This is a genomic window from Lysinibacillus sp. 38-6 (assembly GCF_046245175.1).
GTDB lineage: Bacteria > Bacillota > Bacilli > Bacillales_A > Planococcaceae > Lysinibacillus.
Genome location: NZ_CP176417.1, coordinates 2612579 through 2636349 on the forward strand (window position 1 = coordinate 2612579; position 23771 = coordinate 2636349).

Consider the following 23771-nt stretch of genomic DNA (forward strand, 5'->3'; position numbering starts at 1 on the left):
ATAGCCTAGCGACGTCCTACTCTCACAGGGGGAAGCCCCCAACTACCATCGGCGCTAAAGAGCTTAACTTCCGTGTTCGGTATGGGAACGGGTGTGACCTCTTTGCCATCATCACTAGACTATTTGAAAGACATTATTTATTATAACATATATTATTATAATTACAAGTATTTAAGAAATACTTTTTTATTCTTTCAAAACTGGATAAACGGTTCATTGAATGTTTCAAACATTTTTGGTTAAGTCCTCGATCGATTAGTATTCGTCAGCTCCATGTGTCACCACACTTCCACCTCGAACCTATCTACCTCATCGTCTTTGAGGGATCTTACTTACTTGCGTAATGGGAAATCTCATCTTGAGGGGGGCTTCATGCTTAGATGCTTTCAGCACTTATCCCGTCCACACATAGCTACCCAGCGATGCCTTTGGCAAGACAACTGGTACACCAGCGGTGTGTCCATCCCGGTCCTCTCGTACTAAGGACAGCTCCTCTCAAATTTCCTACGCCCACGACGGATAGGGACCGAACTGTCTCACGACGTTCTGAACCCAGCTCGCGTACCGCTTTAATGGGCGAACAGCCCAACCCTTGGGACCGACTACAGCCCCAGGATGCGATGAGCCGACATCGAGGTGCCAAACCTCCCCGTCGATGTGGACTCTTGGGGGAGATAAGCCTGTTATCCCCGGGGTAGCTTTTATCCGTTGAGCGATGGCCCTTCCATGCGGAACCACCGGATCACTAAGCCCGTCTTTCGACCCTGCTCGACTTGTAGGTCTCGCAGTCAAGCTCCCTTGTGCCTTTACACTCTACGAATGATTTCCAACCATTCTGAGGGAACCTTTGGGCGCCTCCGTTACCTTTTAGGAGGCGACCGCCCCAGTCAAACTGTCCGCCTGACACTGTCTCCTGCCCCGCTAAGGGGCATGGGTTAGAATTTCAATACAACCAGGGTAGTATCCCACCGACGCCTCCTTCGAAGCTGGCGCTCCGAGATCTCTGGCTCCTACCTATCCTGTACAAGTTGTACCAAAATTCAATATCAGGCTACAGTAAAGCTCCACGGGGTCTTTCCGTCCTGTCGCGGGTAACCTGCATCTTCACAGGTACTATAATTTCACCGAGTCTCTCGTTGAGACAGTGCCCAGATCGTTACGCCTTTCGTGCGGGTCGGAACTTACCCGACAAGGAATTTCGCTACCTTAGGACCGTTATAGTTACGGCCGCCGTTTACTGGGGCTTCAATTCGCAGCTTCGCTTGCGCTAACCACTCCTCTTAACCTTCCAGCACCGGGCAGGCGTCAGCCCCTATACGTCACCTTACGGTTTTGCAGAGACCTGTGTTTTTGCTAAACAGTCGCCTGGGCCTATTCACTGCGGCTCTCATGCGCTTGCACGCTCAAGAGCACCCCTTCTCCCGAAGTTACGGGGTCATTTTGCCGAGTTCCTTAACGAGAGTTCTCTCGCACACCTTAGGATTCTCTCCTCGACTACCTGTGTCGGTTTGCGGTACGGGCACCTCTCACCTCGATAGAGGCTTTTCTTGGCAGTGTGAAATCAGGAACTTCGTCCATACGGACTCGCCATCACAGCTCAACGTTACAGTGTGCGGATTTGCCTACACACACGCCTTACTGCTTGGACGCGCACAACCAACGGCGCGCTTACCCTATCCTACTGCGTCCCCCCATTTCTCAAACGGTGAGGAGGTGGTACAGGAATATCAACCTGTTGTCCATCGCCTACGCCTATCGGCCTCGGCTTAGGTCCCGACTAACCCTGAGCGGACGAGCCTTCCTCAGGAAACCTTAGTCATACGGTGGACGGGATTCTCACCCGTCTTTCGCTACTCATACCGGCATTCTCACTTCTAAGCGCTCCACCAGTCCTTCCGGTCTGACTTCAACGCACTTAGAACGCTCTCCTACCACTGACATCATAGATGTCAATCCACAGCTTCGGTGAATCGTTTAGCCCCGATACATTTTCGGCGCAGCGTCACTCGACCAGTGAGCTATTACGCACTCTTTAAATGATGGCTGCTTCTAAGCCAACATCCTGGTTGTCTGTGCAACGCCACATCCTTTTCCACTTAACGATTACTTTGGGACCTTAGCTGGTGGTCTGGGCTGTTTCCCTTTTGACTACGGATCTTATCACTCGCAGTCTGACTCCCGTGTATAAATATCTGGCATTCGGAGTTTGTCTGAATTCGGTAAACCGGGATGGCCCCCTAGTCCAAACAGTGCTCTACCTCCAGTATTCTCATCACGAGGCTAGCCCTAAAGCTATTTCGGAGAGAACCAGCTATCTCCAAGTTCGATTGGAATTTCTCCGCTACCCACACCTCATCCCCGCACTTTTCAACGTGCGTGGGTTCGGGCCTCCAGTAAGTGTTACCTCACCTTCACCCTGGACATGGGTAGATCACCTGGTTTCGGGTCTACGACCACGTACTAATTCGCCCTATTCAGACTCGCTTTCGCTGCGGCTCCGCCTTCTAAAGCTTAACCTCGCACGTAATCGTAACTCGCCGGTTCATTCTACAAAAGGCACGCTATCACCCATTAACGGGCTCTAACTACTTGTAGGCACACGGTTTCAGGATCTCTTTCACTCCCCTTCCGGGGTGCTTTTCACCTTTCCCTCACGGTACTGGTTCACTATCGGTCACTAGGTAGTATTTAGCCTTGGGAGATGGTCCTCCCGGATTCCGACGGAATTTCACGTGTTCCGCCGTACTCAGGATCCACTCTGGAGGGAATAAACTTTCGACTACAGGGCTTTTACCTGCTCTGGCGGACCTTTCCAAGTCGCTTCATCTAACTCATTCCTTTGTAACTCCGTATAGAGTGTCCTACAACCCCAAGAGGCAAGCCTCTTGGTTTGGGCTCTTCCCGTTTCGCTCGCCGCTACTCAGGGAATCGATTTTTCTTTCTCTTCCTCCAGGTACTTAGATGTTTCAGTTCCCTGGGTCTGCCTTCAAGACGCTATGTATTCACGTCAAGATACTACGCGATTAAACGTAGTGGGTTCCCCCATTCGGAAATCTCCGGATCAAAGCTCACTTACAGCTCCCCGAAGCATATCGGTGTTAGTGCCGTCCTTCTTCGGCTCCTAGTGCCAAGGCATTCGCCGTGCGCCCTTAATAACTTAACCTACAGCTTCCGATATACATCGTAATCCATCGTCAGCTTCATTCGCTCGTTCAGTCACGTACAGAGGTACGCTCCTTCTCTCACTCAATCGCTTCCTTGTCTTACTCGTATCTCGAAACCTTATTAATGTTATTAAGCCTAAAAAACTTAATTTAAAAATAAATGTGTTTGTTACAATTTCAATGTCGTTTTATCCAGTTTTCAAAGAACAAGTTTTGAAGTGTTTCATCTTAATGATGAACCTTCAAAACTGAACGCAAAACGTAATCTTACAAACCCAAGGTTTGTATTCCGAAAATATCCTTAGAAAGGAGGTGATCCAGCCGCACCTTCCGATACGGCTACCTTGTTACGACTTCACCCCAATCATCTATCCCACCTTCGGCGGCTGGCTCCAAAAGGTTACCTCACCGACTTCGGGTGTTACAAACTCTCGTGGTGTGACGGGCGGTGTGTACAAGGCCCGGGAACGTATTCACCGCGGCATGCTGATCCGCGATTACTAGCGATTCCGGCTTCATGTAGGCGAGTTGCAGCCTACAATCCGAACTGAGAACGACTTTATCGGATTAGCTCCCTCTCGCGAGTTGGCAACCGTTTGTATCGTCCATTGTAGCACGTGTGTAGCCCAGGTCATAAGGGGCATGATGATTTGACGTCATCCCCACCTTCCTCCGGTTTGTCACCGGCAGTCACCTTAGAGTGCCCAACTAAATGATGGCAACTAAGATCAAGGGTTGCGCTCGTTGCGGGACTTAACCCAACATCTCACGACACGAGCTGACGACAACCATGCACCACCTGTCACCGTTGTCCCCGAAGGGAAAACCATATCTCTACAGTGGTCAACGGGATGTCAAGACCTGGTAAGGTTCTTCGCGTTGCTTCGAATTAAACCACATGCTCCACCGCTTGTGCGGGCCCCCGTCAATTCCTTTGAGTTTCAGTCTTGCGACCGTACTCCCCAGGCGGAGTGCTTAATGCGTTAGCTGCAGCACTAAGGGGCGGAAACCCCCTAACACTTAGCACTCATCGTTTACGGCGTGGACTACCAGGGTATCTAATCCTGTTTGCTCCCCACGCTTTCGCGCCTCAGTGTCAGTTACAGACCAGATAGTCGCCTTCGCCACTGGTGTTCCTCCAAATCTCTACGCATTTCACCGCTACACTTGGAATTCCACTATCCTCTTCTGCACTCAAGTCTCCCAGTTTCCAATGACCCTCCACGGTTGAGCCGTGGGCTTTCACATCAGACTTAAGAAACCACCTGCGCGCGCTTTACGCCCAATAATTCCGGACAACGCTTGCCACCTACGTATTACCGCGGCTGCTGGCACGTAGTTAGCCGTGGCTTTCTAATAAGGTACCGTCAAGGTACAGCCAGTTACTACTGTACTTGTTCTTCCCTTACAACAGAGTTTTACGAACCGAAATCCTTCTTCACTCACGCGGCGTTGCTCCATCAGGCTTTCGCCCATTGTGGAAGATTCCCTACTGCTGCCTCCCGTAGGAGTCTGGGCCGTGTCTCAGTCCCAGTGTGGCCGATCACCCTCTCAGGTCGGCTACGCATCGTCGCCTTGGTGAGCCGTTACCTCACCAACTAGCTAATGCGCCGCGGGCCCATCCTATAGCGACAGCCGAAACCGTCTTTCAGTGTTTCACCATGAAGTAAAACAGATTATTCGGTATTAGCCCCGGTTTCCCGGAGTTATCCCAAACTATAGGGTAGGTTGCCCACGTGTTACTCACCCGTCCGCCGCTAACGTCAAAGGAGCAAGCTCCTTCTCTGTTCGCTCGACTTGCATGTATTAGGCACGCCGCCAGCGTTCGTCCTGAGCCAGGATCAAACTCTCCATAAAAGAAATTTGATTAGCTCAAATTGTTTTGCTGGCATCAATTTTGATGTCCAAAATTTTCGTTTCAACCGTTAACTTAAGTTAACTTAGAAACTATATCGATTACGTTTTGCTTGTTCAGTTTTCAAGGTTCATATCATTCGTCGTTTTTCAGCGACTTCTTTATCTTAACATCTCATCTAACTCGTGTCAACAACTTTTTAAAAGTTTTTTTAACTCGTTTTATAAGTGTTTTTCGTTATGTCTTAGCGACAATTAATATAATACAATATCAATATATTAATCGTCAATACTTTTTTTATAAAAATATCGAGGTATTTTTTATACCTCGATTTCTACCATACTAAATGGCTTATTCAAATTCTAGAGACTCTAGATTCACCTTATAATGTCGGTGAAATATCATTTCACTTTTTGCAACGACAGGTTCAATAAGAATATAACCTTTATCCACTAAATACTCTACAAACACTTCTAAGTCTACGGAATAGTTCACGAGCTCGTGATGATCATGTAGTTCTTGAATCGTCCATGACTCTTTTGTTTGCATTACTTCTAATATATGTTGGGCTCCGTCATGTGTACGTGAATGGATTAAAAACTCACTTGCTAAAAAAAGAAGTTCTAATCGTTTTTCTATTGGCTCATTGCTCGTTACGAGTTCTTCATATAACTTATAAATAGCAGGCTCTATCTTTTTTACTTGCGCCCATACTGTAACTTCGGGATACAGTCCACTATCAATAATGGACAAACGTCCTAAATGATGTAATGAATCCACAACATGATTGTAGGCATCTAGATAGCTTCCCTTATCAAAATATTCTTTTCCTTCTAAATAACGTCGAATTAACTTTGAAAATTGAATCCCCGTTTTTATTTTCCGACCGTTAAAGGGGAACTCTTGTAGTTCAATTTTTAACTTATGCAGAAATTCATTGCGATCAAACAAAACTCTACCGAAGAAAATCCAATCAACTACTTTTTTATTTGAGCCAATTAGTAACCACTTCCGTAACAATTTTTCTGTAACAGTATGTAAGGCTACCTTATTCCCTTCATATAAATAATGCTTCGAGAACACAGGTTGATCCGCTTCCTTCACAATAATGAGTAATATGGTATCAAAGGTGTCTGTCACATTACTTTGCTCTTCACGCTTCTCCATTAAAATGACACCTAATGTATTAGACTGACTCGCACGTTCTTGGTATATCGGACGCAAAACTTGCTCCATGTTCAGTCCTCCTCTATTTGTTGTATGACTTTATTTCGTTAAAATTTCGACATACTCTGAAAGTATTCCTTCTTTGCCTTTTAGTCAAAACTAAAATACTCTGTTCTTATATGTTATAGTAGATTTTAGATTGGGAGGCAAGATATAGTATGAAACCTTACAAAAGTAAAATTAATAAAATCCGTTCATTTGCATTAGCACTTATTTTTATCGGCTTTGTTGTTATGTATGGGGGAATATTCTTCAAAAACAATCCCATCCTTGTCTTAATCTTCATGACACTTGGTTTACTGTGTATTATCGGTAGTACCGTTGTCTATGCTTGGATTGGCCTTCTTTCAACGAGAGCCGTTCAAGTAGAGTGCCCAAATTGTCACAAGCATACGAAAGTATTAGGTCGTGTCGATATGTGCATGTACTGTAATGAACCATTAACACTCGATCCAACACTTGAAGGAAAAGAGTTCGATCAATCTTACAATAACAAAGCAAAAAATTCCTAGCCCTTATGCAAGAGCTAGGATTTTTTAATGCCGCACTTCTTTGGAGTTATGACCCCGTACTATATACTCACTGTGTACTTTGAAATATGCTTTTCTTTCTGAGCTATACCCATTTTGAAAAACTTCTGTTGATTTTGCCTGTCATCGAAAGATTTTATCATTTGCTCTACTAATTTTTGAGCAATCATATCGTTTACGTCACCAGAAGACTGTTCGTTTTCTTCATGCTTTGAAATTTTCACTTCTCTCACAATTACCTTTTCGCCATTTTCTTTCGTTACAATATGGCGTACATAACCATGCTCTCTTTTGATTTCATATGTTGCTTTTCTTTTTTTATTGATTAAAAACAAATCATCCGATAAACGTGCACTCTTTTTTAATGTACTAAAGTAATTACTACTCCCTAATTGTACATTCATTTTATCCCTCCTATTAGTTATGAATTACCTAATATTAATATCGTTAATAGTCAGTCTGCTTTTACAATTTTCTCACATCACAATAAAAAGCAAGTGAGCGCATTGCCCACTTGCTTTTCTATGCTTGAACTTTTGTCATAAACCTAAAAACACTTATTGTACTTTTGCTGCTACATCTTTACAAGATGGGCATGTGCCGTATATTTCTAGACGGTGTGTGTGTACGTCAAAGTCTGTTACTTGTGATGCGAAATGTTCGATTTCATCTAAACCTGGGTAGTGGAAATCGACTATTTTACCGCAACATTCACAAATCATATGATAGTGATCGTTTGTCACAAAATCAAAACGGCTAGAAGCATCACCATACGTCAGCTCTTTCACTAATCCTACTTCGCGAAATACACGTAAATTATTGTAGACAGTTGCCACACTCATATTCGGAAACTTCCCCTCAAGCGCCTTATAAATTTCATCGGCCGTTGGATGTGTCATCGATTGAATCAAATATTCTAAAATAGCATGACGCTGAGGAGTAATGCGTACACCAGTTGTTTTTAACGTGTCAAGTGCATCCTGTAAATGCGGTATAGACATCGTCATGCACCCCTTTTCATAAGTATTATTAATTTATAATTGTTATAATTAGTGTATCGAATCAGGCTAACATCTGTCAACTTTCGTCCTAAGCACTAGCAACATTCAATTGTCATTTAATAGCCTCTAGATAAATCCACTACATTTTCTAACGCTGTTTCGCCATTTAACCACTTCATTAAGCTCGGCTTAAAAATATCTAAGCTGCGCTCCACATAGCGGGAAGAATGACTAGACACATGTGGCGAGACGATGACATTCGGGCATGACCATAAAGGACTACTCGCACTGAGTGGTTCTTCGTCAAACACATCTAATACTGCGTAGCCAATTTCGCCTGTTTCCATCGCGTGCATCAGAACCTTCTCATCTACTAAATTTCCACGTCCGAAATTCATGAAGATCGCATCGTCTTTCATTGCTTTAAAATGCTCTTCCTTCAATAAGTGCGTAGTTTCCGCCGTTTTTGGTAAGACAGAAAGTACGATATCCGCCTGAGGCAAAACTTCTGTTAGCTGGCCGAAACTTACCATCTCATTCATATAAGGTGCAGCATTACCTGAACGGTTACAGCCAATTGTCGTTACACCGAATGCTTGCAATAAGCGACCTACTTCCGCCCCAATCGCACCGGGTCCTAATATTAGCGCGGTATTATCACGTAATTCCGTTTGCTTCCCTTTCTTCGACCATTCTTTTTTCTTTTGCTGCTCATACATCCATGGCAATGCACGCTTTATTGCTAAAATATGCGCAAGCATCGATTCGGCCATAGGTGATTTATGAATCCCGCGAACATTGGATACTAAAATACCACGATCGATAATGGCTTGTGCGGGCATTTTTTCTACACCTGCTGAGGCAACAAAAATCCATTTTAGTTTTGTTGCATATTGCATATTGTCATTGTTTAAATCTTCACCATATGTAACGAGTACATCAGCTTTTTGAAGTTCTTCCGTTGATAGACCACTACTAAAAACGAAATCACATTGTGGAAACTCCGCTACTAACGGTTCGCGTAAATCTGGTCTTGGCTCAAACGTAAAATAAATTTTCATTCATGTTCCTCCTGATTTGCCAAAAATGCGTAGACTTCTTCGATATGATTTTTCACGCGTACTTTGCGCCACGCCTTCATAAGGTTCCCCTCGGTATCAATTAAAAAGGTAGAGCGCTCAATCCCCATATATTCGCGTCCATACATTTTCTTTAACACCCATACGCCATAAGCCTCCGCCACAGCATGATCCTCGTCCACTAAAAGAGAAAATGGTAGTCCATGCTTATCAATAAATTTCGTATGCTTCTGGGCATTATCAGGACTAACGCCCAATACTACAGCGTTTAACTGACTGAAGTCCTCATGCTTATCACGGAAATCACAAGCCTCTGTTGTACAGCCCGGTGTCATATCTTTCGGATAAAAATACAAAATAACATTTTTGCCTCTAAAATCTGCTAATTTTACGTGCTCCCCTTTTTCATTAACGAGTGTAAAATCAGGTGCTTTTTGTCCTTCAACTAACGTCATCACAATCTCCTCCTTTGCATGTCTTATTTTACTCTAAGTAACAAATCAAGTCATATACCTTATTTTCTTTGGATTTCTTACACTGATAGGTCTACAATAGATTAAGTATAATTACTTAGGAGGCAATATTATGAATCACTCAAAATCTGAAGCAGTACACGCAGAAGCGCTTTTACATATCGTAGGCGGTGTCAACAGCCCTTCGCGTTCTTATAAAGCAGTTGGTGGTGGTTCCCCTGTTGCAATGGCACGTGGTAAAGGCGCTTATTTTTGGGATGTAGACGGCAACCGTTACATCGACTATTTAGCTGCATACGGTCCACTTGTTACAGGTCATGGCCATCCACATATCGCTAAGGCCATTGCCAATGCCGCTGAAAACGGTACATTATTTGGTACGCCAACTGAATATGAGGTAACGTTTGCAAAAATGCTAAAAGAAGCAATTCCATCAATGGATAAAGTACGCTTTAATAACTCTGGAACAGAAGCAGTAATGACAACGATCCGCGTCGCTCGTGCCTATACTGGTCGTACAAAAATTATGAAGTTCGCAGGCTGCTACCATGGTCACTTTGACTTAGTATTAGTAGCTGCAGGTTCGGGTCCTGCTACATTAGGTACACCAGACTCAGCAGGTGTCACAACGGCGACAGCGGAAGAAGTCATTACAGTACCTTTTAATAATCCACAAGCCTTTACTGAAGCGATGGATAAATGGGGCGATCAAATCGCAGGTATTTTAATTGAACCTATCGTAGGCAACTTCGGCATTGTTGAACCGAACCCAGGATTTTTAGAATTAGTGCACGCTACAGCTAAAGAAAAAGGTGCACTGACAATTTATGATGAAGTCATTACGGCATTCCGCTTCCATTATGGCGGTGCACAAACTTTACTTGGCTTAACGCCTGATCTTACTGCACTAGGGAAAGTCATTGGTGGTGGTTTACCAATCGGTGCTTACGGTGGTCGTAAAGAAATTATGGACACTGTTGCACCACTTGGACCAGCATACCAAGCAGGGACAATGGCAGGAAACCCTGCATCCATGCAAGCCGGTATCGCATGCTTAGAAGTATTAGCAACGCCAGGTGTTTACGATGAAATGGATCGACTTGGCGCAATTTTAGAAGAAGGTATTTTAGCAGCCGCAAAAAAACACGGTGTCACAATTACTTTAAATCGTCTAAAAGGTGCACTGACAATTTACTTTACAGATGTGAAGGTAGAAAACTATGAGCAAGCCGAAAACACGGACGGAGAAATTTTCGGTCGCTTCTTTAAATTAATGCTTAACCAAGGCATTAACCTTGCTCCATCTAAATATGAAGCATGGTTTTTAACAACAGAGCATACAGAAGCAGATATTCGTGAAACAATCGAAGCTGTCGACTATGCTTTTTCTCAACTTTAACATTGAAACAAAAAAGGCGACTTCCAAATAGGGTGTCGCTTTTTTTATTTGAGGGTATATAAATCTATGTATTTTCTAAGAACTTCCTTCTATAATGTAAAGAAGCATTAATTAATCCTTGGCGTAATTACGTCCAGATTTTTATCGAGTGTACTGAAAGTCTGCGACAATTGCCGAGGTCTTTAGCTTGCATTAGCCCACTTTAGGAGTGGACACTTTACTAAGACAAGTTAAAAATATTAGACAGAAAGGACATCGATTTTTTTATGAAATTAGGTGCCCGCGTATTTAAAACTGGCGTAGCTATTGTCTTTGCTCTATTTGTTGCAGAGCTCCTGCAATTACCATCCCCAGTCTTTGCTGGAATTGCAGCAATCTTTGCGATTCAGCCGTCCATTTACCGCTCCTATCAAACGATAGTGGAGCAAGTACAAGCAAATATTATTGGGGCCTCTGTTGCCGTCATCTTTGGGTTGCTTTTCAGTCATCACGTTGTGGCGATTGGTATTGCCGTCATTGTAGCGATAGGTATCATGTTAAAATTCAAGCTTGAAAAATCACTTTCTCTTGCCCTTGTTTCCGTTGTCGCCATTATGGAAATACAAGGTGATGATTTTCTAACGTTCAGCTTAATTCGCTTTCTAACAATTTTAGTTGGTGTTTTAGCAGCTTTTGTTGTCAATCTTGTGTTTTTACCACCTAAATATGAAGTAAAGCTTTTCCGCAAAATTTACTTTTTGCAGGATGATATTATTCGCTGGACGAGACTAGCTGTGCGACAAGCTTCTGAGCATACTTCGACGAAAACCGCTTTAAATAAATTTAGAGATCGTATGCTTAGAGTGGATACGCTTTATGAGTTTTTTAAAGAAGAACGCAACTATTTTAAAAATAAAAAGTTCGTCAAAGCACGAAAATTAGTAGTTTACCGTCAAATGATTACGACTTCTAAAAAGAGTTTAGAATTGTTACAGCGTCTGCATAATCACGAAAACGAATTGGCCCATTTGCCGACGCAATTCCATTTAATGATTCAAGAGCGTTTAGATTTCTTGCTTACCTACCATGAGCAGCTATTACTGAAATACACAGGAAAATTGAAACCTGAGCATTCTGAATGGAGTAAAAATATTGAGTACATTCAACGCAATCAATTAATGGAAATTTTTATCCGTCAGGTGACTGTTGCTCATCAAGAAGGCGATACGGAATTTTCGAGCTATCACCTCCTCTATATTTTATCGCGTATTTTAGATTACGAAGAAAATTTAGAGCACTTGGATACGTTAATTGTGTCCTATCAAAACTACCATGGCGAAGAAATCAATTTAGAGATTGAGGAAGAATTTATTTAAGTGCCAGGCACTCAAACAATTCTGAATATTTCACGTGATAGACTCCTTCAGTTTACGTGTATGCCCGCGCACTGCATAGCAAAAAGTGTTAGATTGATTACAGAGTCAATCTAACACTTTTTTCTTTTGTCCCAACCTCTTTTATGCGCCACTATTTAAAGCCTTTAATTGTTGCTCCATTTGTTGACGCTTTGTTGCTTGTTCCGCTCTTATTTGGCGATAATCTGTAATACCGGTAACGATGGTATCCCACATATCTTCCAGTGACAGCGTTGGCTCATGTTGTTGGGCAGATTTCACACTTTGACTAACTGCATCACTATGTTCCCCACCGAATTGCTTCATGCGCTGTTCAAAAGCAGCTGCCGACTGCTGTTGTAGCTGTTGTCGTTTGTCATTTACTGCATTCATAATCCCCATCTTAAAAACTGGAATCGTCTTGATGAATGCCCCGTTTATTTGCTCCATTAATTCGCTATTGCCATTCATTAGCATATCCATTTGCGTTGCCCCGAGGATCGCTACCATTCGCGATTTCTCTAGCTCATCTATTTTTTGAGCAAGTGTTTCAGTAATTGCTTGCAACGTTGTAAGTTCCATTTTGGCAATTTGATTACCTGCTGCACTTTGTTTTTCATACATCGGAATGATGGTAGTCTTCATCTCATCTAATTTCATTTCGATTGCTACGATATATTTTTCAAGCGCTACATAATACGTTAAATTTTCGTTATACAAACGAGCAAGCATCCGATTATCAGTTGCCAATGCCTCTTCCATTAGCACAAATTGATAATGTATTTTTTCTATATCTCTGCCAAGACTATTATATTTCGCATATAAATCTTCCTTCACTCTCGGTGTACGCTTAAATAGTTTTCCAAAGAATCCTTGTTGCTCAATCACTTCTTTTTTATCGAATTTCTCCATCAAGGCTTCGAGCTGTTTTAATAATTCATTGGATTCGTTTACTTTGGAATGTGCAATCGTTTTTAAAATTTGATCCGAGAAACGTGAAAGCTTCATGGCAGGCTCCTTACCAAGCTCTGTTAATTCAAGCTTATTTTTCACATCGATTTGACCGGCAATGTGCTGTACTTCAGGACTTTGACATAATTCTTGTCTCGTTAAGTCTGCCGTTTCAGCTGTCAATCGTTCAAGAACAATCACTCTATTCGACATCGTGTCTCTCCTTTCCAAGCCGTCAGAAGAAACGGTTAAATAATTTTTTAATCATTTTATCAGGTTTTGACTTTTGTTGCTGTGGCGCTTCAAAAGGTAAGTCAAACACCATGTGCTCTAAGCGATGCCCATCAAACGTATCCTCTAGCAAATGTTTTTCTATATCAAGCTTTCCTGTTGGATTATAAAAAATAATATCCACACCGAAGCGATTTAAAAAGGCTAATAATGCTATATCCTCACGACATAATGCGGGTTGCTGCGGTGCTTGATAGAGCACCAATTTCGGAACTTCCTGCGCATAATCAAAACTTTGTAGGAGGCGCAAAATGTCCTTTGGAATCATCGTCATTTGTTTAAATAGAAATAATTGCAAATCATACGGTGTTTCATTTGGTTGTAGTTTAAGCATAGGCTGTTCACAGGACGTTTTTATTGTATGGGCAATCGCTTGTTGTAGCTCCAATGTCAACTCTCCGTACTGCCACCAGTCACTTTGTATAATACGCTCTATCGAGAGTTCACCATTTACTAAACAATGCTTATAATGAAAATGAAAATTAGCTCTACTCGTTTTCGCATACGGAAACTCCTGCACAAATACCGTTTGTGGACTAGCGAGCAGTTGATGCATATTCGCCCAATAGTCTTCCCTTCTACTAGAGACACCACTAATTTTGGCGAATATTACAGGAATGATGACTTCATCTCGAAGTACCTCAAACTTCGGGCGAACCATTGCCTTTTCATTGGCATAAATAAACACATCATCATAAGTCATGCGTAGCGTTAATGAGCGAGGCATATGATCTTTAAATTGCCATGGTCGATAAACACCGGATTGCTGGTCATGCATTAAATGGTCAAAATGTTGGCTAGAGCTATAACCAACTGTCGCTTGCCGATCTCGAAGTTTATCAGGGAATGGCTGTAACGTAGTTTGACTTACGTAATTGTAGGTAACAGAAAAGTCGTCTGCTGGATCCACCGTTGCAAACTCATCAATAGCGGCGGGATGAAAAATTAACACATCACAGCCAAGCTCCATTAATAATAGAAGAAAATAACGCTGACTCATTGTCGTTTCTCCATACCAAACGACCTTCGGGAATGCATCTGTCGGCTTCATCGCTTTTGTCCACTGAATCCAATGGTTTTTCAGCCACTTGACCATATCAATTAAAAAGCGGCGAAAGTCATTGGCAAGTAAACCGAGCGATTGTTGATCTCGAAAGCGCTCCACAACGCGCATTGTAACAAGCTGTAGATGACGATTCATCGAAGGGTCATCATGCTTAGGAATGAGTTGATGGCCATACATCATGGCAATCAGCCGATTAATTGACAACCCTTTAGGGGATTGCTGATGTTGCTCTAAAATCGTTTGTAATGCTTGAAAATCCTTTTGTTCAATATGTTTGTTTAACTCTTCGCTTAAAATATGGACATCGGGATTTTGTGACATTGTATATAAGGAATTAAAATAATCATCTTCTTCTATCGGCACACCTAATATACGCACAGCAATACGACTAAAACGTACGTGTTGAGCCGTCACCTCGTATACTGTTCGCACATTCACTGCATCTTGGAAGGCTTGTAGCCAATCATAAGAATCTCTTTCTAATACAGATTCAATTGTGACTGTTTGCATACAAGCATCACCTCCTACATCATACTTCTACAATTGGTTGCTCGGCAGCCAATTGCAATATATCTTCCAGTAAATATTTCGTAAATGCTTCACCACTACAAGCTGAATAAATTGTATTCGTTAGTATTTGTGGTTGTTTGTCTTTTAAATCCCCGTGCTTTGGCGTATAGCTTCTATCAGCCAAAGCGAGCATGCCGTAATCCATAATCGAATCACCCGCTGCCACGTGCATATTATATGTACAATGCTCCTTCAAATACGAGATTGCAGCTTCTTTCGTCAACACTTTTGGCAAAAAATATAATTTTCTTCCTTGTAGCAGTACGTGCCAACCATAGGCGGCAAAGTCTTGAATCATTGCCTGCACTTCGTCATGCTGCAACACATTACGATCGACATAATGAACATAAAATAGCTCATCTACATAAAACGATTGTTGCAGCCAAAAATCAGATTTGATGCTATTAAATCGGCGTACTAAATCTGCCTGAGGAATAGCGGAATCTTCAATTCTCTTGCATAAAATTTTGGACCATTCCTTATGAGGGCGTCCTTGTTCTATTATTGTACCCCCATTGCTCGTAATTGCAAAAGTAGGACGCAACTCTTTTATTGCATGGATGCGTTCATATTGATGTACTGCACGTGTCGTCACTGGTACAAATAATGTATGCTGATGAACTTGCTGTAACAATGACCACGTTACCTCCGTCATCATACTAAGGTCTACTCCGTCTTTGCGCTCAGCAATAACAGGAGCTGTATTTGGTGGATACATATTCATCATACGCTGGGAGTAAATAAGCGTTCGATCTAAATCAGATGTAAACAGTAGCACGTCTTGTCACCTCTACACTTCTTTTATTAAGCCACAACACGCATAAGACATGTGTGAATATTCTTCAAGTTGAACATTTTTTTCCTTTGCCAACAGTACAATGTGTGCTAAATCGTGCATATAGTTTGGGTTAATTAAAATTTTCCATGGCACTCTGCGCAGTAACACCCTTGTCGTTTCCCCTACCCCTGGCTTCACTAAGTTACTATTTGTAATACCATAATGTTGTTGAATGGCAATGACCGACTCCAACCCTTGCCACGTAATCCCAGATGGTTTTCGTTCTCGAAGTTGTTGGGCTGCTTCTTTGTGAACTTGTAAAAAATATGCACTAATGCGGTCAATAAATAAATTGGATACATCCGCCTCTTGTAGTTCTTTATAATATTTCGCACCGTGAAAATCATTAACATCCATAAACTGTTCATTCCACACTGTGCGACTTACTAAGCCCGATACGGTTGAGTTTAAGCATGCAGAAGGAATTAAAAAATCAGCACGGGTTCCATAGATTGCTGCACAATGTCCCGGATCAGCAAGCACTGCCAATGTAGCATCTACCTGCTTATGATGTTGCACATTAAAGCTTTCACAGGACTGTTGTAATTCACGTGTAATGGCACCTTTCCCAGTCCAGCCATCGATAAATTGAATACGAGCTTGTGGATGCTCTGTAAATATGTATTCTAATGCAGTTTCATCAATCCCTCGACCACGTAAAATCGACATCGTATAGTGTGGAACGCTGACGTGATAATGCATGTGTATATATCGTTTAATTAAAATACCAATGGGCGTACCTGCTCGCGCTAAACTAACAAGCACTAAATGTTCTAAACCTTGGCGTTCTACAATTTGCTGTGCCACTATCCCGACTGCAAGTGCAATGCGCTCTGCATAGTCATCTAATGTTCGATAAAACAAGTTCATATAGGCTTCAGAAGGCTGATACTCGATTGGTAACATTTCTGAATAGTGGGTACCCGATTGAATAAGTTGTTCACGTTGTTCATTTGCGATTTCTAAGTTGATGTTACTAATATCCCGTAGTAAAAAGACAACATCTTCTGAAGAGTAGCTCCCCATTTGATCGGGTTGCTTTATTGTATTCATCATTTTGTCCCCCATTCGTGCATACAAATCACATAAATCGTTGCGTTGCTAACAGATTTCAATGCTTGTACTGTACGTGCCACTACCTCTTTATTGGCTATACGTTCTACCACTAAAAAAAGTTCCGAATACGGATGACGCTGTAAGTTGTATAAGTAATTTTCCACACCATTATTTTCAGGACTTTCAAAAGCTATTTTTTCAGTAATCGTATAACATAAATCATTCGCACAATAAATAGGGCTGCGCGTCGTTGATTGAAAATAAACTTCCTCACCTAAATAACTCGCTATTTGCATCGGCACATACATAAACTCACCTGTACCGATGACAAGTGCCGGTCCACCCGTACGAAGCGCTTGTAACTGCCTGGCAATTGTTTGCAATGTTTGCCGTTGTGCATTGTGCTGGTCAGTCGTTAACATAAAGCGTCCTGTAGCTAGCATATAAGGTGCTCTATTGATAAGCCCATTGTCAGCAATAGAATGATAATGTTTCTGGTCAACAGCTTCGTTCACTGATAACCAATTCATTTCCATTGTCGCTTCTGTTGTCGGTCGCACTTGATCGGTCGTTAAACGTGGTGTGCCCTCACAACTAAATTGCCCACTTACAATCGAGACAAAATCAATCGTTACCCCCCATTTGGCTTCAAGCTCAACAAACTTGGCTTGTTGCTGCGGCGAACGCCAATCTAAAATCGATAAAACCGTATAATACTGCACAGTAGGGAACTTATGGCGTAATGTTTCAATAATATTGACGACGGTATTACCTGTTGTCATTTCATCGTCAATCAACACAATCTGTTTTGCTTGTTGCAATTTCTCAGGTTGTTCGCAATAAACACGATGACTCGTTGCGTGTGAATGTTCTTCTTCAAACGTCACAAAGGGTTCGAGCTCTGGCAGTAGTTCACGTGTTGTATGTATATACGTCGCTTTAGACTGAAAAGTATTAAAAACAGCATGACCTAAAGCGGTTGCTGTTTCAGCAAAACCGATAAATAATACGTCCTCGGCTAATTCTAGTTTGTGTGCTTCTACTTGCTGTAATATCTCTTGAACATTGTGCTGGGTTTTAATCGCCTGCACAACGGATGGTAATAGCAATGGTTTTTGACCAACAAGTTTTTCATGATACATCATTGCTAATAGTGCCCCCGTCAATATCGGCACTTGCGGACGAACGGCTAAATGCTTACCGAGAACAGTACTAACAAATAAAAATTGCCTCTTTTTATTAATTCGCGTTGCCATTGAAAATAAATCCGTTATGGCAAAATCATAATGGTTTTCTGTAATGTCGATATCAATGTCATAATCTTGAATAATGTTCAACTTGTTGCTGAGCTTCGGCATTCTTAGTTCCTCCTACATTTGGATTTAATAACAGAGAGGCAAAATTGGCAGATTCATTGTAGACACCGTATATATGGGCTTGGCGTAACACTTTCTGGGCCCATCTCATATGCGGCTTCATTTCATTCATTTTGTTAGCATACTGGCTTTTCACTACGCCCTTTTGCCCATCATTATTGTCAATAATACTCATAGCATCAACATACTCCTCATAAGAGACAACATATAAGGCATGCACGATGCGAATATGGCTTGGATGAATAATCGTTTTACCTAAAATGCCATTTTGCCGATCTAATATGACTTCCTTCATCAAACCGTCTAAATAATCATCGAGTAGCGCCTGTCGTGCATATAATGCACCCTTTTCACTAAAGGGCGTTGCTCTTAACGTTGGTTTTAATACCCGCTCATTGCTGAAATATTCCCATACCGGTCCTGAAATAACAAAGTCATCTTCCTCACGACCTAGCACATTGACGATATCTGCAATGCAATCTCGAATAACTGCTATATCATAAATGGTGGAGTCGACACGTCGTCGAATGCCATAGATGCCACAAAAATCAGTCGCACCAATTCGCACGTTCAGTACACGTTGTCTGTATTGCCGCAGCACCTTTAAAATTGCAAACAATGCATCCATCCGAGACTCCTTATATAAAATGTCCCGACTTTCTAAAATCGGCATCCCGTATAACGTTAGTTGATGTTGTTCAATCGTTTGCTCAAGTATTTCAAAATAGGCCGCTCCTTGTACTGCTGTAAACTTAGGAAACACATAGCCTGTAATGACTGCTTGGCGCTTTCCTAATACAGTCGTTAAATGCTTAAATTGCTCTACACTACGTACTCGAATAAAAACAAGCGGCAAATCTTCAAGTGGAATCTCATTTTGGCTATACAGCGTGTATAGCGTACGAATATCTTGTATTAATTTTTCCTGACAGTTCGCTAACTCCGCATCTCCCACTGCATCTTCTAAATCGATAACAAACGATTTCAAATCTTGATATTTTTGAGATTGTACCATTTCGATAATGTTCGGCATGGATGCAGGCATATATAACGTTGCACCTAATGCATACGATAAAATATCAGGTGCATCTAATTTCGTAAACTTGCGTGGTTGTTGATAAAAAATCGACTCTGCTTCGGTGGCAAAATATTGCATCTACTTCTCTCCTTTATCACTGTATGCGCTTTGTAAAAAAGGCACTGCATCAACCTGTTTATACAGACTAATACAGTGCCTTTTGTTAGCTCATCATCATGTAAATTAACGCATTCACGCCTACTAGGAACTAAAGCTTGTGAGCGTAGTTGAATTACTCTAGACCATACGCTTTAATTAATGAAGCCAGCCCGCCTTGGTAGCCGGAACCTACAGCAGCAAATTTCCACTCACCATTATGTCGGTAAAGTTCGCAAAATACGACCGCCGTTTCAATACTGAAATCTTCACCTAAATCATAGCGTAACACTTCTGAACCAGATTCTTCATTTGTTAAACGAACATATGCGTTTAGTACTTGTCCGAAATTTTGACGGCGACCTTCAGCATCGTAAATTGTTACTGTGACTACAATTTTTTCGATTTGAGGAGATACTTGCTTTAAATTGACAAGAATTTTTTCATCGTCACCATCGCCAACACCAGTACGGTTATCACCCATATGCTGCACAGACTTATCTGGACTTGTTAGATTATTATAGAAAATAAAGTCTTGTTCATTACGGCATTTCCCAGATGCATCTAATAAAAAGACAGATGCATCTAAGTCAAAGTCATTTCCTCCATCGAATTGTTTAACATCCCAACCTAAACCAATACCTGCAGTGTTTAAGCCTGGATCTTGCTTCATTAAATCAATACGCTGTCCTTTACTTAGCTGAATACCCATTGAAAAAAACTCCCTTTCTCGTGTAAGTTAATCTGTTAGTTTACGCTTAAGCCATAATCATTACAAAGTGCAGCTAATCCACCTTGGTAGCCAGCACCAATCGCGTTAAATTTCCATTCCCCATTGTGGCGGTATAATTCGCCAACAACAACAGCCGTTTCAATACTAAAGTCTTCCCCTAAATCATAGCGAACGATTTCTTCATTCGTCGCGGCATTAATAATGCGGATAAATGCGTTCGACACCATACCAAAGTTTTGGCTACGCGCTTCTGCCTCATGGATTGTAACAGTGAATGCTAAGCGTTGCACATGTGCAGGTACTTCTTTTAACGAAACTTTAACGATTTCGTCATCCCCTTCGCCTACTCCTGTTAAGTTATCGCCTGAGTGTTCAACAGAACCGTTACCACCTACAGTATTGTTGTAGAAAATGAAATCATTTTGATCTGCTACTTTCCCTGTATCAGCTAGTAAAAAAATCGAAGAGTCTAAATCGAAATCATGTCCACCATCGTATTTATTCGTGTCCCATCCTAAACCTACAATGACATTTGATAATCCAGGGTTTGTTTTTGTTAAATCTACTTTTTGTCCTTTTTGTAATGAAATACCCATTTGTATTCCTCCTCAAATTTATAATTATTGATATCTTCGAACTACATCACCAAGTTTTACATCATTTGTACCATTGCCTATAGCAGCAAATTTCCACTCGTTCCCGTGACGATAAATTTCACCACACACTAGTGTCGTTAAATTCGAATAATCATCGCTTAAATTATAACGAATTAATTCATTGCCTGTCTTGTCATCGTACACGCGAATATATGCATTTTGAATCATCCCAAAATGTTGATTACGTCCTGCTGCATCATAGATGTTCACGACAAAAACTAATTTATTGTATTGAGCAGGTACCGCTCCTAGCTCCACTGTAATGACTTCATCGTCACCAGCACCATCACCTGTTAAGTTATCTCCTGAATGGATAACAGAGCCACATTTACTCGTTAATTTTCCGAAATAAACGACGTCATCGCCAGCAACTATCCGATCATCTTGCAACATTAAAACCGAGGAATCACAGTCAACATCTCTGCCTGCTGATCTATTACTAGAAAATAAGCCTCCTAAAAAGCCACCACTTTTTGTTTGACCAACTGGGTCCCACCCTAAGCCAACTTTAATTTTATTTAAACCAGCATTGCCTTTTGTTAAATCTACACGCTGTCCCTTTTGTAAATTAATCCCCATTTTAATGCCCTCCTTATTTGCCTACGCATCTGCTGAAAAATGTTAGAGGTGTTGAAGCTGCAATGCTTTCCTATAGGCGAGCATCGAGCCCACTTGCACTACACGAATCCACACCTTGTTTCTTATAGTTCTGACTAGGTTTTATGCGCTTTACGAAACCTTTATTAGTATGCAGTAGCTGCTTCAATAAAGTATGTATTTCAGCATAATTTAAGTCTAAAATAATATTACATAAAATTCAAATAATGGCTCCAGGATGAAATTGTCATATTACCTTGCCAAGTAAAAAACCTTCTAGCTTGATTAAGCAGAAGGCTATTTACTCCATTAGCTTTTCATTTTCGGATCTAATGCATCACGTAAACCGTCACCCATTAAGTTAAAGCCGAGTACTGTTAGCATAATGGCTAGTCCTGGAAAAATCATTGTCCAAGGTGCTTTTAATAAGTAGATACGAGCATCAGCTAGCATTTTACCCCATTCAGGTGCTGGCGCTTGAGCCCCTAATCCTAGGAAGCCTAGGGCAGCTGCTTCAATAATTGCAGTTGCAATAGCTAATGTCCCTTGCACAATAATCGGCGTCATGGAATTCGGTAAAATATGAGAAAATAAAATACGGGAATCACGCATTCCAATCGCTTTTGCTGCCACGATATATTCCTCTTCTTTCACACTCAACACTTTTGAGCGAATTAACCGCCCAAAGTTCGGTACGTTAATAATCGCAATCGCAATTAAAGCATTTTGTAATGACGGCCCAAGAACAGCCACTACAGCGATCGCTAATAAAATACTAGGAAACGCTAACATAATATCAAAGATTCGAGAAATAATTGTATCAATCCATCTACCATAATAGCCTGCAAGAATCCCTAGTAAGCTTCCTACAACCACTGACAGCACAACCGCAAAGAAACCGATTCTTAATGAAATACGTGCCCCATGGATAATACGCGAAAAAATATCACGACCAAAGTCATCTGTTCCAAACCAATGCGCACTGGAAGGAGCTAATAATCGTTTCGACAAGTCCTGTTCATTAATTCCTTGTGGCGCAATGTATGGACCCAATATAGCAAGAAGAATAAAAAATACTACAATGCCTGCACCGACTAGGGAGATTTTGCTTTTTTTAAAGCTGCGCCAACCTTCTCTCCAAGGTCCTGCCGCACGCTCTCGACTTACTACTGCTTCTTTTTTTATATCTATCGCACCAGTCATTATCGCATCTCCCTCCTATTTGTATTTAATGCGTGGATCGATAACCGTGTAAAGTAAATCGACAATTAAATTAATCATAATGAAAATAAACGCAACGATTAAAATACCCGATTGGATTACTGGATAGTCACGGAAGCCAATAGCATCATAAATATAGCGACCAATGCCCGGCCAGCTAAAAATCGTTTCAGTTAAAATGGCTCCACCAAGCAGTAACCCTGTTTGTAAGCCAATAACGGTTAACACTGGAATGACAGCATTTTTCAAAGCATGTTTATAAACGACAACGAACATTTTTTGACCTTTCGCTCTAGCTGTACGAACATAGTCGGAGCGCATGACCTCAAGCATAGACGAGCGGGTAATCCGTGCAATAATTGCCATCGGAATTGTCGCAAGTGCCACCCCCGGTAACACTAGTCGCTTTAAAACTTCCGTAAACTGATCAAACCGCCCTTGGAGAAGCGTATCGAGCAAGTAAAAATGGGTAATTGCATTGATAGGGTCACGCACATTATCACGTCCAGCTGTTGGGAACCAGCCAAGCTTAATGCTAAACGCCCATTGCTCCATCAACCCTAGCCAAAAGACTGGCACAGAAACACCAATTAAAGCAATGACCATTGCTAAATAATCAAACCATGAATTTTGGAACCAAGCCGAAATAATACCTGCGTTAACACCTACAATAATGGCAATAATCATTGCAAAGATTGCTAATTCAGCCGTTGCCGCTAAATACGGGAAAATCTCTTGAGAAACAGGTAACTTCGTACGTAATGAAACGCCTAAATCGCCCTGAAAAATACCACCCAAATAGCCAAAATATTGTGTGTACCACGGCTTATCTAATCCTAAACTTGCGTTTAATGCCTCAACCGCCTCTTTCGTCGCCTGCTGACCTAAAATCACTTGCGCCGGGTTACCAGGAATTAAACGAATTAACATAAAGACGATAAAAGTCATTCCAAGCAAAACTGGGATTAATTGAAATAAACGTCTTCCCATATAGTGAAGCATCTTCTTCACCTCTCTGTAATTTTCTAATTATACTTTTGCTACGAAAAGCATTGAAGTCTATACACATACTGTAGAAAGGGACAGCCTTCAACAACGTTTGACGCTTAGATGGATTATCTTTCATACAGAAAAACGGGTT

At 41.6% G+C, this 23771-nt stretch carries 19 protein-coding genes and 3 rRNA genes; 3 read left to right on the top strand and 19 right to left on the bottom strand.

Going from position 1 to position 23771, the window contains the following annotated elements; translation table 11 throughout:
* Positions 1–3: 3 nt before the first annotated feature.
* From rrf to ACKVEV_RS13540, 4 genes are all read right to left on the bottom strand, one after another.
* Positions 4–119, bottom strand: a 5S ribosomal RNA gene (gene rrf / locus ACKVEV_RS13525).
* 116 nt (positions 120–235) lie between these two features.
* Positions 236–3163: ribosomal RNA gene (locus ACKVEV_RS13530) — 23S ribosomal RNA — on the bottom strand.
* Between the two features lie 306 nt (positions 3164–3469).
* A 16S ribosomal RNA gene (locus ACKVEV_RS13535) occupies positions 3470–5021 on the bottom strand.
* The 16S, 23S and 5S rRNA genes sit together here, the layout of an rRNA operon.
* 349 nt (positions 5022–5370) lie before the next feature.
* The gene (locus tag ACKVEV_RS13540; RefSeq protein WP_409366910.1) at positions 5371–6255 is read right to left on the bottom strand and encodes a nucleotidyltransferase-like protein; all 885 of its coding nucleotides are present in this window, start codon (positions 6253–6255) and stop codon (positions 5371–5373) included.
* A 149-nt stretch (positions 6256–6404) separates the two neighbouring features.
* Between ACKVEV_RS13540 and ACKVEV_RS13545 the strand changes: the two genes are divergently transcribed.
* On the top strand, positions 6405–6758 hold the full coding sequence (locus ACKVEV_RS13545) for a YgzB family protein (RefSeq protein WP_173479549.1): 354 nt from the start codon (positions 6405–6407) through the stop codon (positions 6756–6758).
* Positions 6759–6817: 59 nt separating this feature from the next.
* Here ACKVEV_RS13545 and ACKVEV_RS13550 read toward each other — a convergent pair whose 3' ends face one another.
* From ACKVEV_RS13550 to bcp, 4 genes are all read right to left on the bottom strand, one after another.
* Positions 6818–7180 carry a hypothetical protein gene (locus ACKVEV_RS13550; RefSeq protein WP_409366911.1) on the bottom strand — a complete coding sequence of 121 codons (363 nt, stop codon included), beginning with the start codon at positions 7178–7180 and terminating at the stop codon, positions 6818–6820.
* Positions 7181–7333: 153 nt separating this feature from the next.
* The gene (perR, locus tag ACKVEV_RS13555) at positions 7334–7777 is read right to left on the bottom strand and encodes a peroxide-responsive transcriptional repressor PerR (protein WP_401013795.1); all 444 of its coding nucleotides are present in this window, start codon (positions 7775–7777) and stop codon (positions 7334–7336) included.
* A 116-nt stretch (positions 7778–7893) separates the two neighbouring features.
* Positions 7894–8838 carry a D-2-hydroxyacid dehydrogenase gene (locus ACKVEV_RS13560; RefSeq protein WP_409366912.1) on the bottom strand — a complete coding sequence of 315 codons (945 nt, stop codon included), beginning with the start codon at positions 8836–8838 and terminating at the stop codon, positions 7894–7896.
* On the bottom strand, positions 8835–9311 hold the full coding sequence (bcp, locus tag ACKVEV_RS13565; RefSeq protein WP_409366913.1) for a thioredoxin-dependent thiol peroxidase: 477 nt from the start codon (positions 9309–9311) through the stop codon (positions 8835–8837). Before bcp ends, ACKVEV_RS13560 begins: the two co-directional genes overlap by 4 nt.
* Before the next feature lie 130 nt (positions 9312–9441).
* On the opposite strand from bcp, the gene ACKVEV_RS13570 reads away from it, so the two are divergent.
* Both ACKVEV_RS13570 and ACKVEV_RS13575 read left to right on the top strand, forming a co-directional pair.
* The gene (locus tag ACKVEV_RS13570; RefSeq protein WP_409366914.1) at positions 9442–10728 is read left to right on the top strand and encodes a glutamate-1-semialdehyde 2,1-aminomutase; all 1287 of its coding nucleotides are present in this window, start codon (positions 9442–9444) and stop codon (positions 10726–10728) included.
* Between the two features lie 266 nt (positions 10729–10994).
* A complete protein-coding gene (locus ACKVEV_RS13575; protein ID WP_409366915.1) occupies positions 10995–12083 on the top strand; it encodes an FUSC family protein in 1089 nt (362 codons plus the stop codon).
* Positions 12084–12224: 141 nt separating this feature from the next.
* On the opposite strand, the gene ACKVEV_RS13580 is transcribed toward ACKVEV_RS13575, so the two are convergent.
* The 11 genes from ACKVEV_RS13580 to ACKVEV_RS13630 all read right to left on the bottom strand — a co-directional run bounded on the left by ACKVEV_RS13580 (position 12225) and on the right by ACKVEV_RS13630 (position 23632).
* A complete protein-coding gene (locus tag ACKVEV_RS13580) occupies positions 12225–13265 on the bottom strand; it encodes a toxic anion resistance protein (protein WP_409366916.1) in 1041 nt (346 codons plus the stop codon).
* Positions 13266–13287: 22 nt separating this feature from the next.
* Positions 13288–14919 carry a YceG family protein gene (locus tag ACKVEV_RS13585; RefSeq protein WP_409366917.1) on the bottom strand — a complete coding sequence of 544 codons (1632 nt, stop codon included), beginning with the start codon at positions 14917–14919 and terminating at the stop codon, positions 13288–13290.
* A gap of 19 nt (positions 14920–14938) precedes the next feature.
* Complete coding sequence (locus ACKVEV_RS13590; RefSeq protein ID WP_409366918.1) at positions 14939–15757, bottom strand: HAD family hydrolase; 819 nt, start codon at positions 15755–15757, stop codon at positions 14939–14941.
* Positions 15758–15769: 12 nt separating this feature from the next.
* On the bottom strand, positions 15770–16873 hold the full coding sequence (locus ACKVEV_RS13595; protein ID WP_409366919.1) for a cysteine protease StiP family protein: 1104 nt from the start codon (positions 16871–16873) through the stop codon (positions 15770–15772).
* Positions 16870–18231 carry a phosphoribosyltransferase family protein gene (locus ACKVEV_RS13600; protein WP_409366920.1) on the bottom strand — a complete coding sequence of 454 codons (1362 nt, stop codon included), beginning with the start codon at positions 18229–18231 and terminating at the stop codon, positions 16870–16872. The genes ACKVEV_RS13595 and ACKVEV_RS13600 overlap by 4 nt, the downstream gene beginning before the upstream one ends.
* Positions 18188–19405 carry an HpcH/HpaI aldolase/citrate lyase family protein gene (locus ACKVEV_RS13605; protein WP_409366921.1) on the bottom strand — a complete coding sequence of 406 codons (1218 nt, stop codon included), beginning with the start codon at positions 19403–19405 and terminating at the stop codon, positions 18188–18190. Before ACKVEV_RS13605 ends, ACKVEV_RS13600 begins: the two co-directional genes overlap by 44 nt.
* Positions 19406–19559: 154 nt before the next feature.
* Complete coding sequence (locus tag ACKVEV_RS13610) at positions 19560–20135, bottom strand: TerD family protein (RefSeq protein ID WP_409366922.1); 576 nt, start codon at positions 20133–20135, stop codon at positions 19560–19562.
* Between the two features lie 35 nt (positions 20136–20170).
* Positions 20171–20752, bottom strand: a complete 582-nt coding sequence (locus ACKVEV_RS13615) for a TerD family protein (RefSeq protein WP_409366923.1) — start codon at positions 20750–20752, stop codon at positions 20171–20173.
* A 24-nt stretch (positions 20753–20776) separates the two neighbouring features.
* Positions 20777–21391 carry a TerD family protein gene (locus ACKVEV_RS13620; RefSeq protein ID WP_409366924.1) on the bottom strand — a complete coding sequence of 205 codons (615 nt, stop codon included), beginning with the start codon at positions 21389–21391 and terminating at the stop codon, positions 20777–20779.
* Positions 21392–21718: 327 nt separating this feature from the next.
* On the bottom strand, positions 21719–22612 hold the full coding sequence (nikC, locus tag ACKVEV_RS13625) for a nickel transporter permease (RefSeq protein ID WP_409366925.1): 894 nt from the start codon (positions 22610–22612) through the stop codon (positions 21719–21721).
* Positions 22613–22627: 15 nt separating this feature from the next.
* Positions 22628–23632, bottom strand: coding sequence for an ABC transporter permease (locus ACKVEV_RS13630; RefSeq protein ID WP_402928031.1), 1005 nt, complete (start codon positions 23630–23632; stop codon positions 22628–22630).
* Positions 23633–23771: the final 139 nt, after the last annotated feature.

Bases quoted from the DNA above. Each gene is read 5' to 3' on its own strand.
- ACKVEV_RS13540 (WP_409366910.1), bottom strand. From the start codon at position 6,255: ATGGAGCAAGTTTTGCGTCCGATATACCAAGAACGTGCGAGTCAGTCT.
- ACKVEV_RS13545 (WP_173479549.1), top strand. From the start codon at position 6,405: ATGAAACCTTACAAAAGTAAAATTAATAAAATCCGTTCATTTGCATTA.
- ACKVEV_RS13550 (WP_409366911.1), bottom strand. From the start codon at position 7,180: ATGAATGTACAATTAGGGAGTAGTAATTACTTTAGTACATTAAAAAAG.
- perR (WP_401013795.1), bottom strand. From the start codon at position 7,777: ATGTCTATACCGCATTTACAGGATGCACTTGACACGTTAAAAACAACT.
- ACKVEV_RS13560 (WP_409366912.1), bottom strand. From the start codon at position 8,838: ATGAAAATTTATTTTACGTTTGAGCCAAGACCAGATTTACGCGAACCG.
- bcp (WP_409366913.1), bottom strand. From the start codon at position 9,311: ATGACGTTAGTTGAAGGACAAAAAGCACCTGATTTTACACTCGTTAAT.
- ACKVEV_RS13570 (WP_409366914.1), top strand. From the start codon at position 9,442: ATGAATCACTCAAAATCTGAAGCAGTACACGCAGAAGCGCTTTTACAT.
- ACKVEV_RS13575 (WP_409366915.1), top strand. From the start codon at position 10,995: ATGAAATTAGGTGCCCGCGTATTTAAAACTGGCGTAGCTATTGTCTTT.
- ACKVEV_RS13580 (WP_409366916.1), bottom strand. From the start codon at position 13,265: ATGTCGAATAGAGTGATTGTTCTTGAACGATTGACAGCTGAAACGGCA.
- ACKVEV_RS13585 (WP_409366917.1), bottom strand. From the start codon at position 14,919: ATGCAAACAGTCACAATTGAATCTGTATTAGAAAGAGATTCTTATGAT.
- ACKVEV_RS13595 (WP_409366919.1), bottom strand. From the start codon at position 16,873: ATGATGAATACAATAAAGCAACCCGATCAAATGGGGAGCTACTCTTCA.
- ACKVEV_RS13600 (WP_409366920.1), bottom strand. From the start codon at position 18,231: ATGCCGAAGCTCAGCAACAAGTTGAACATTATTCAAGATTATGACATT.
- ACKVEV_RS13605 (WP_409366921.1), bottom strand. From the start codon at position 19,405: ATGCAATATTTTGCCACCGAAGCAGAGTCGATTTTTTATCAACAACCA.
- ACKVEV_RS13610 (WP_409366922.1), bottom strand. From the start codon at position 20,135: ATGGGTATTCAGCTAAGTAAAGGACAGCGTATTGATTTAATGAAGCAA.
- ACKVEV_RS13615 (WP_409366923.1), bottom strand. From the start codon at position 20,752: ATGGGTATTTCATTACAAAAAGGACAAAAAGTAGATTTAACAAAAACA.
- ACKVEV_RS13620 (WP_409366924.1), bottom strand. From the start codon at position 21,391: ATGGGGATTAATTTACAAAAGGGACAGCGTGTAGATTTAACAAAAGGC.
- nikC (WP_409366925.1), bottom strand. From the start codon at position 22,612: ATGACTGGTGCGATAGATATAAAAAAAGAAGCAGTAGTAAGTCGAGAG.
- ACKVEV_RS13630 (WP_402928031.1), bottom strand. From the start codon at position 23,632: ATGCTTCACTATATGGGAAGACGTTTATTTCAATTAATCCCAGTTTTG.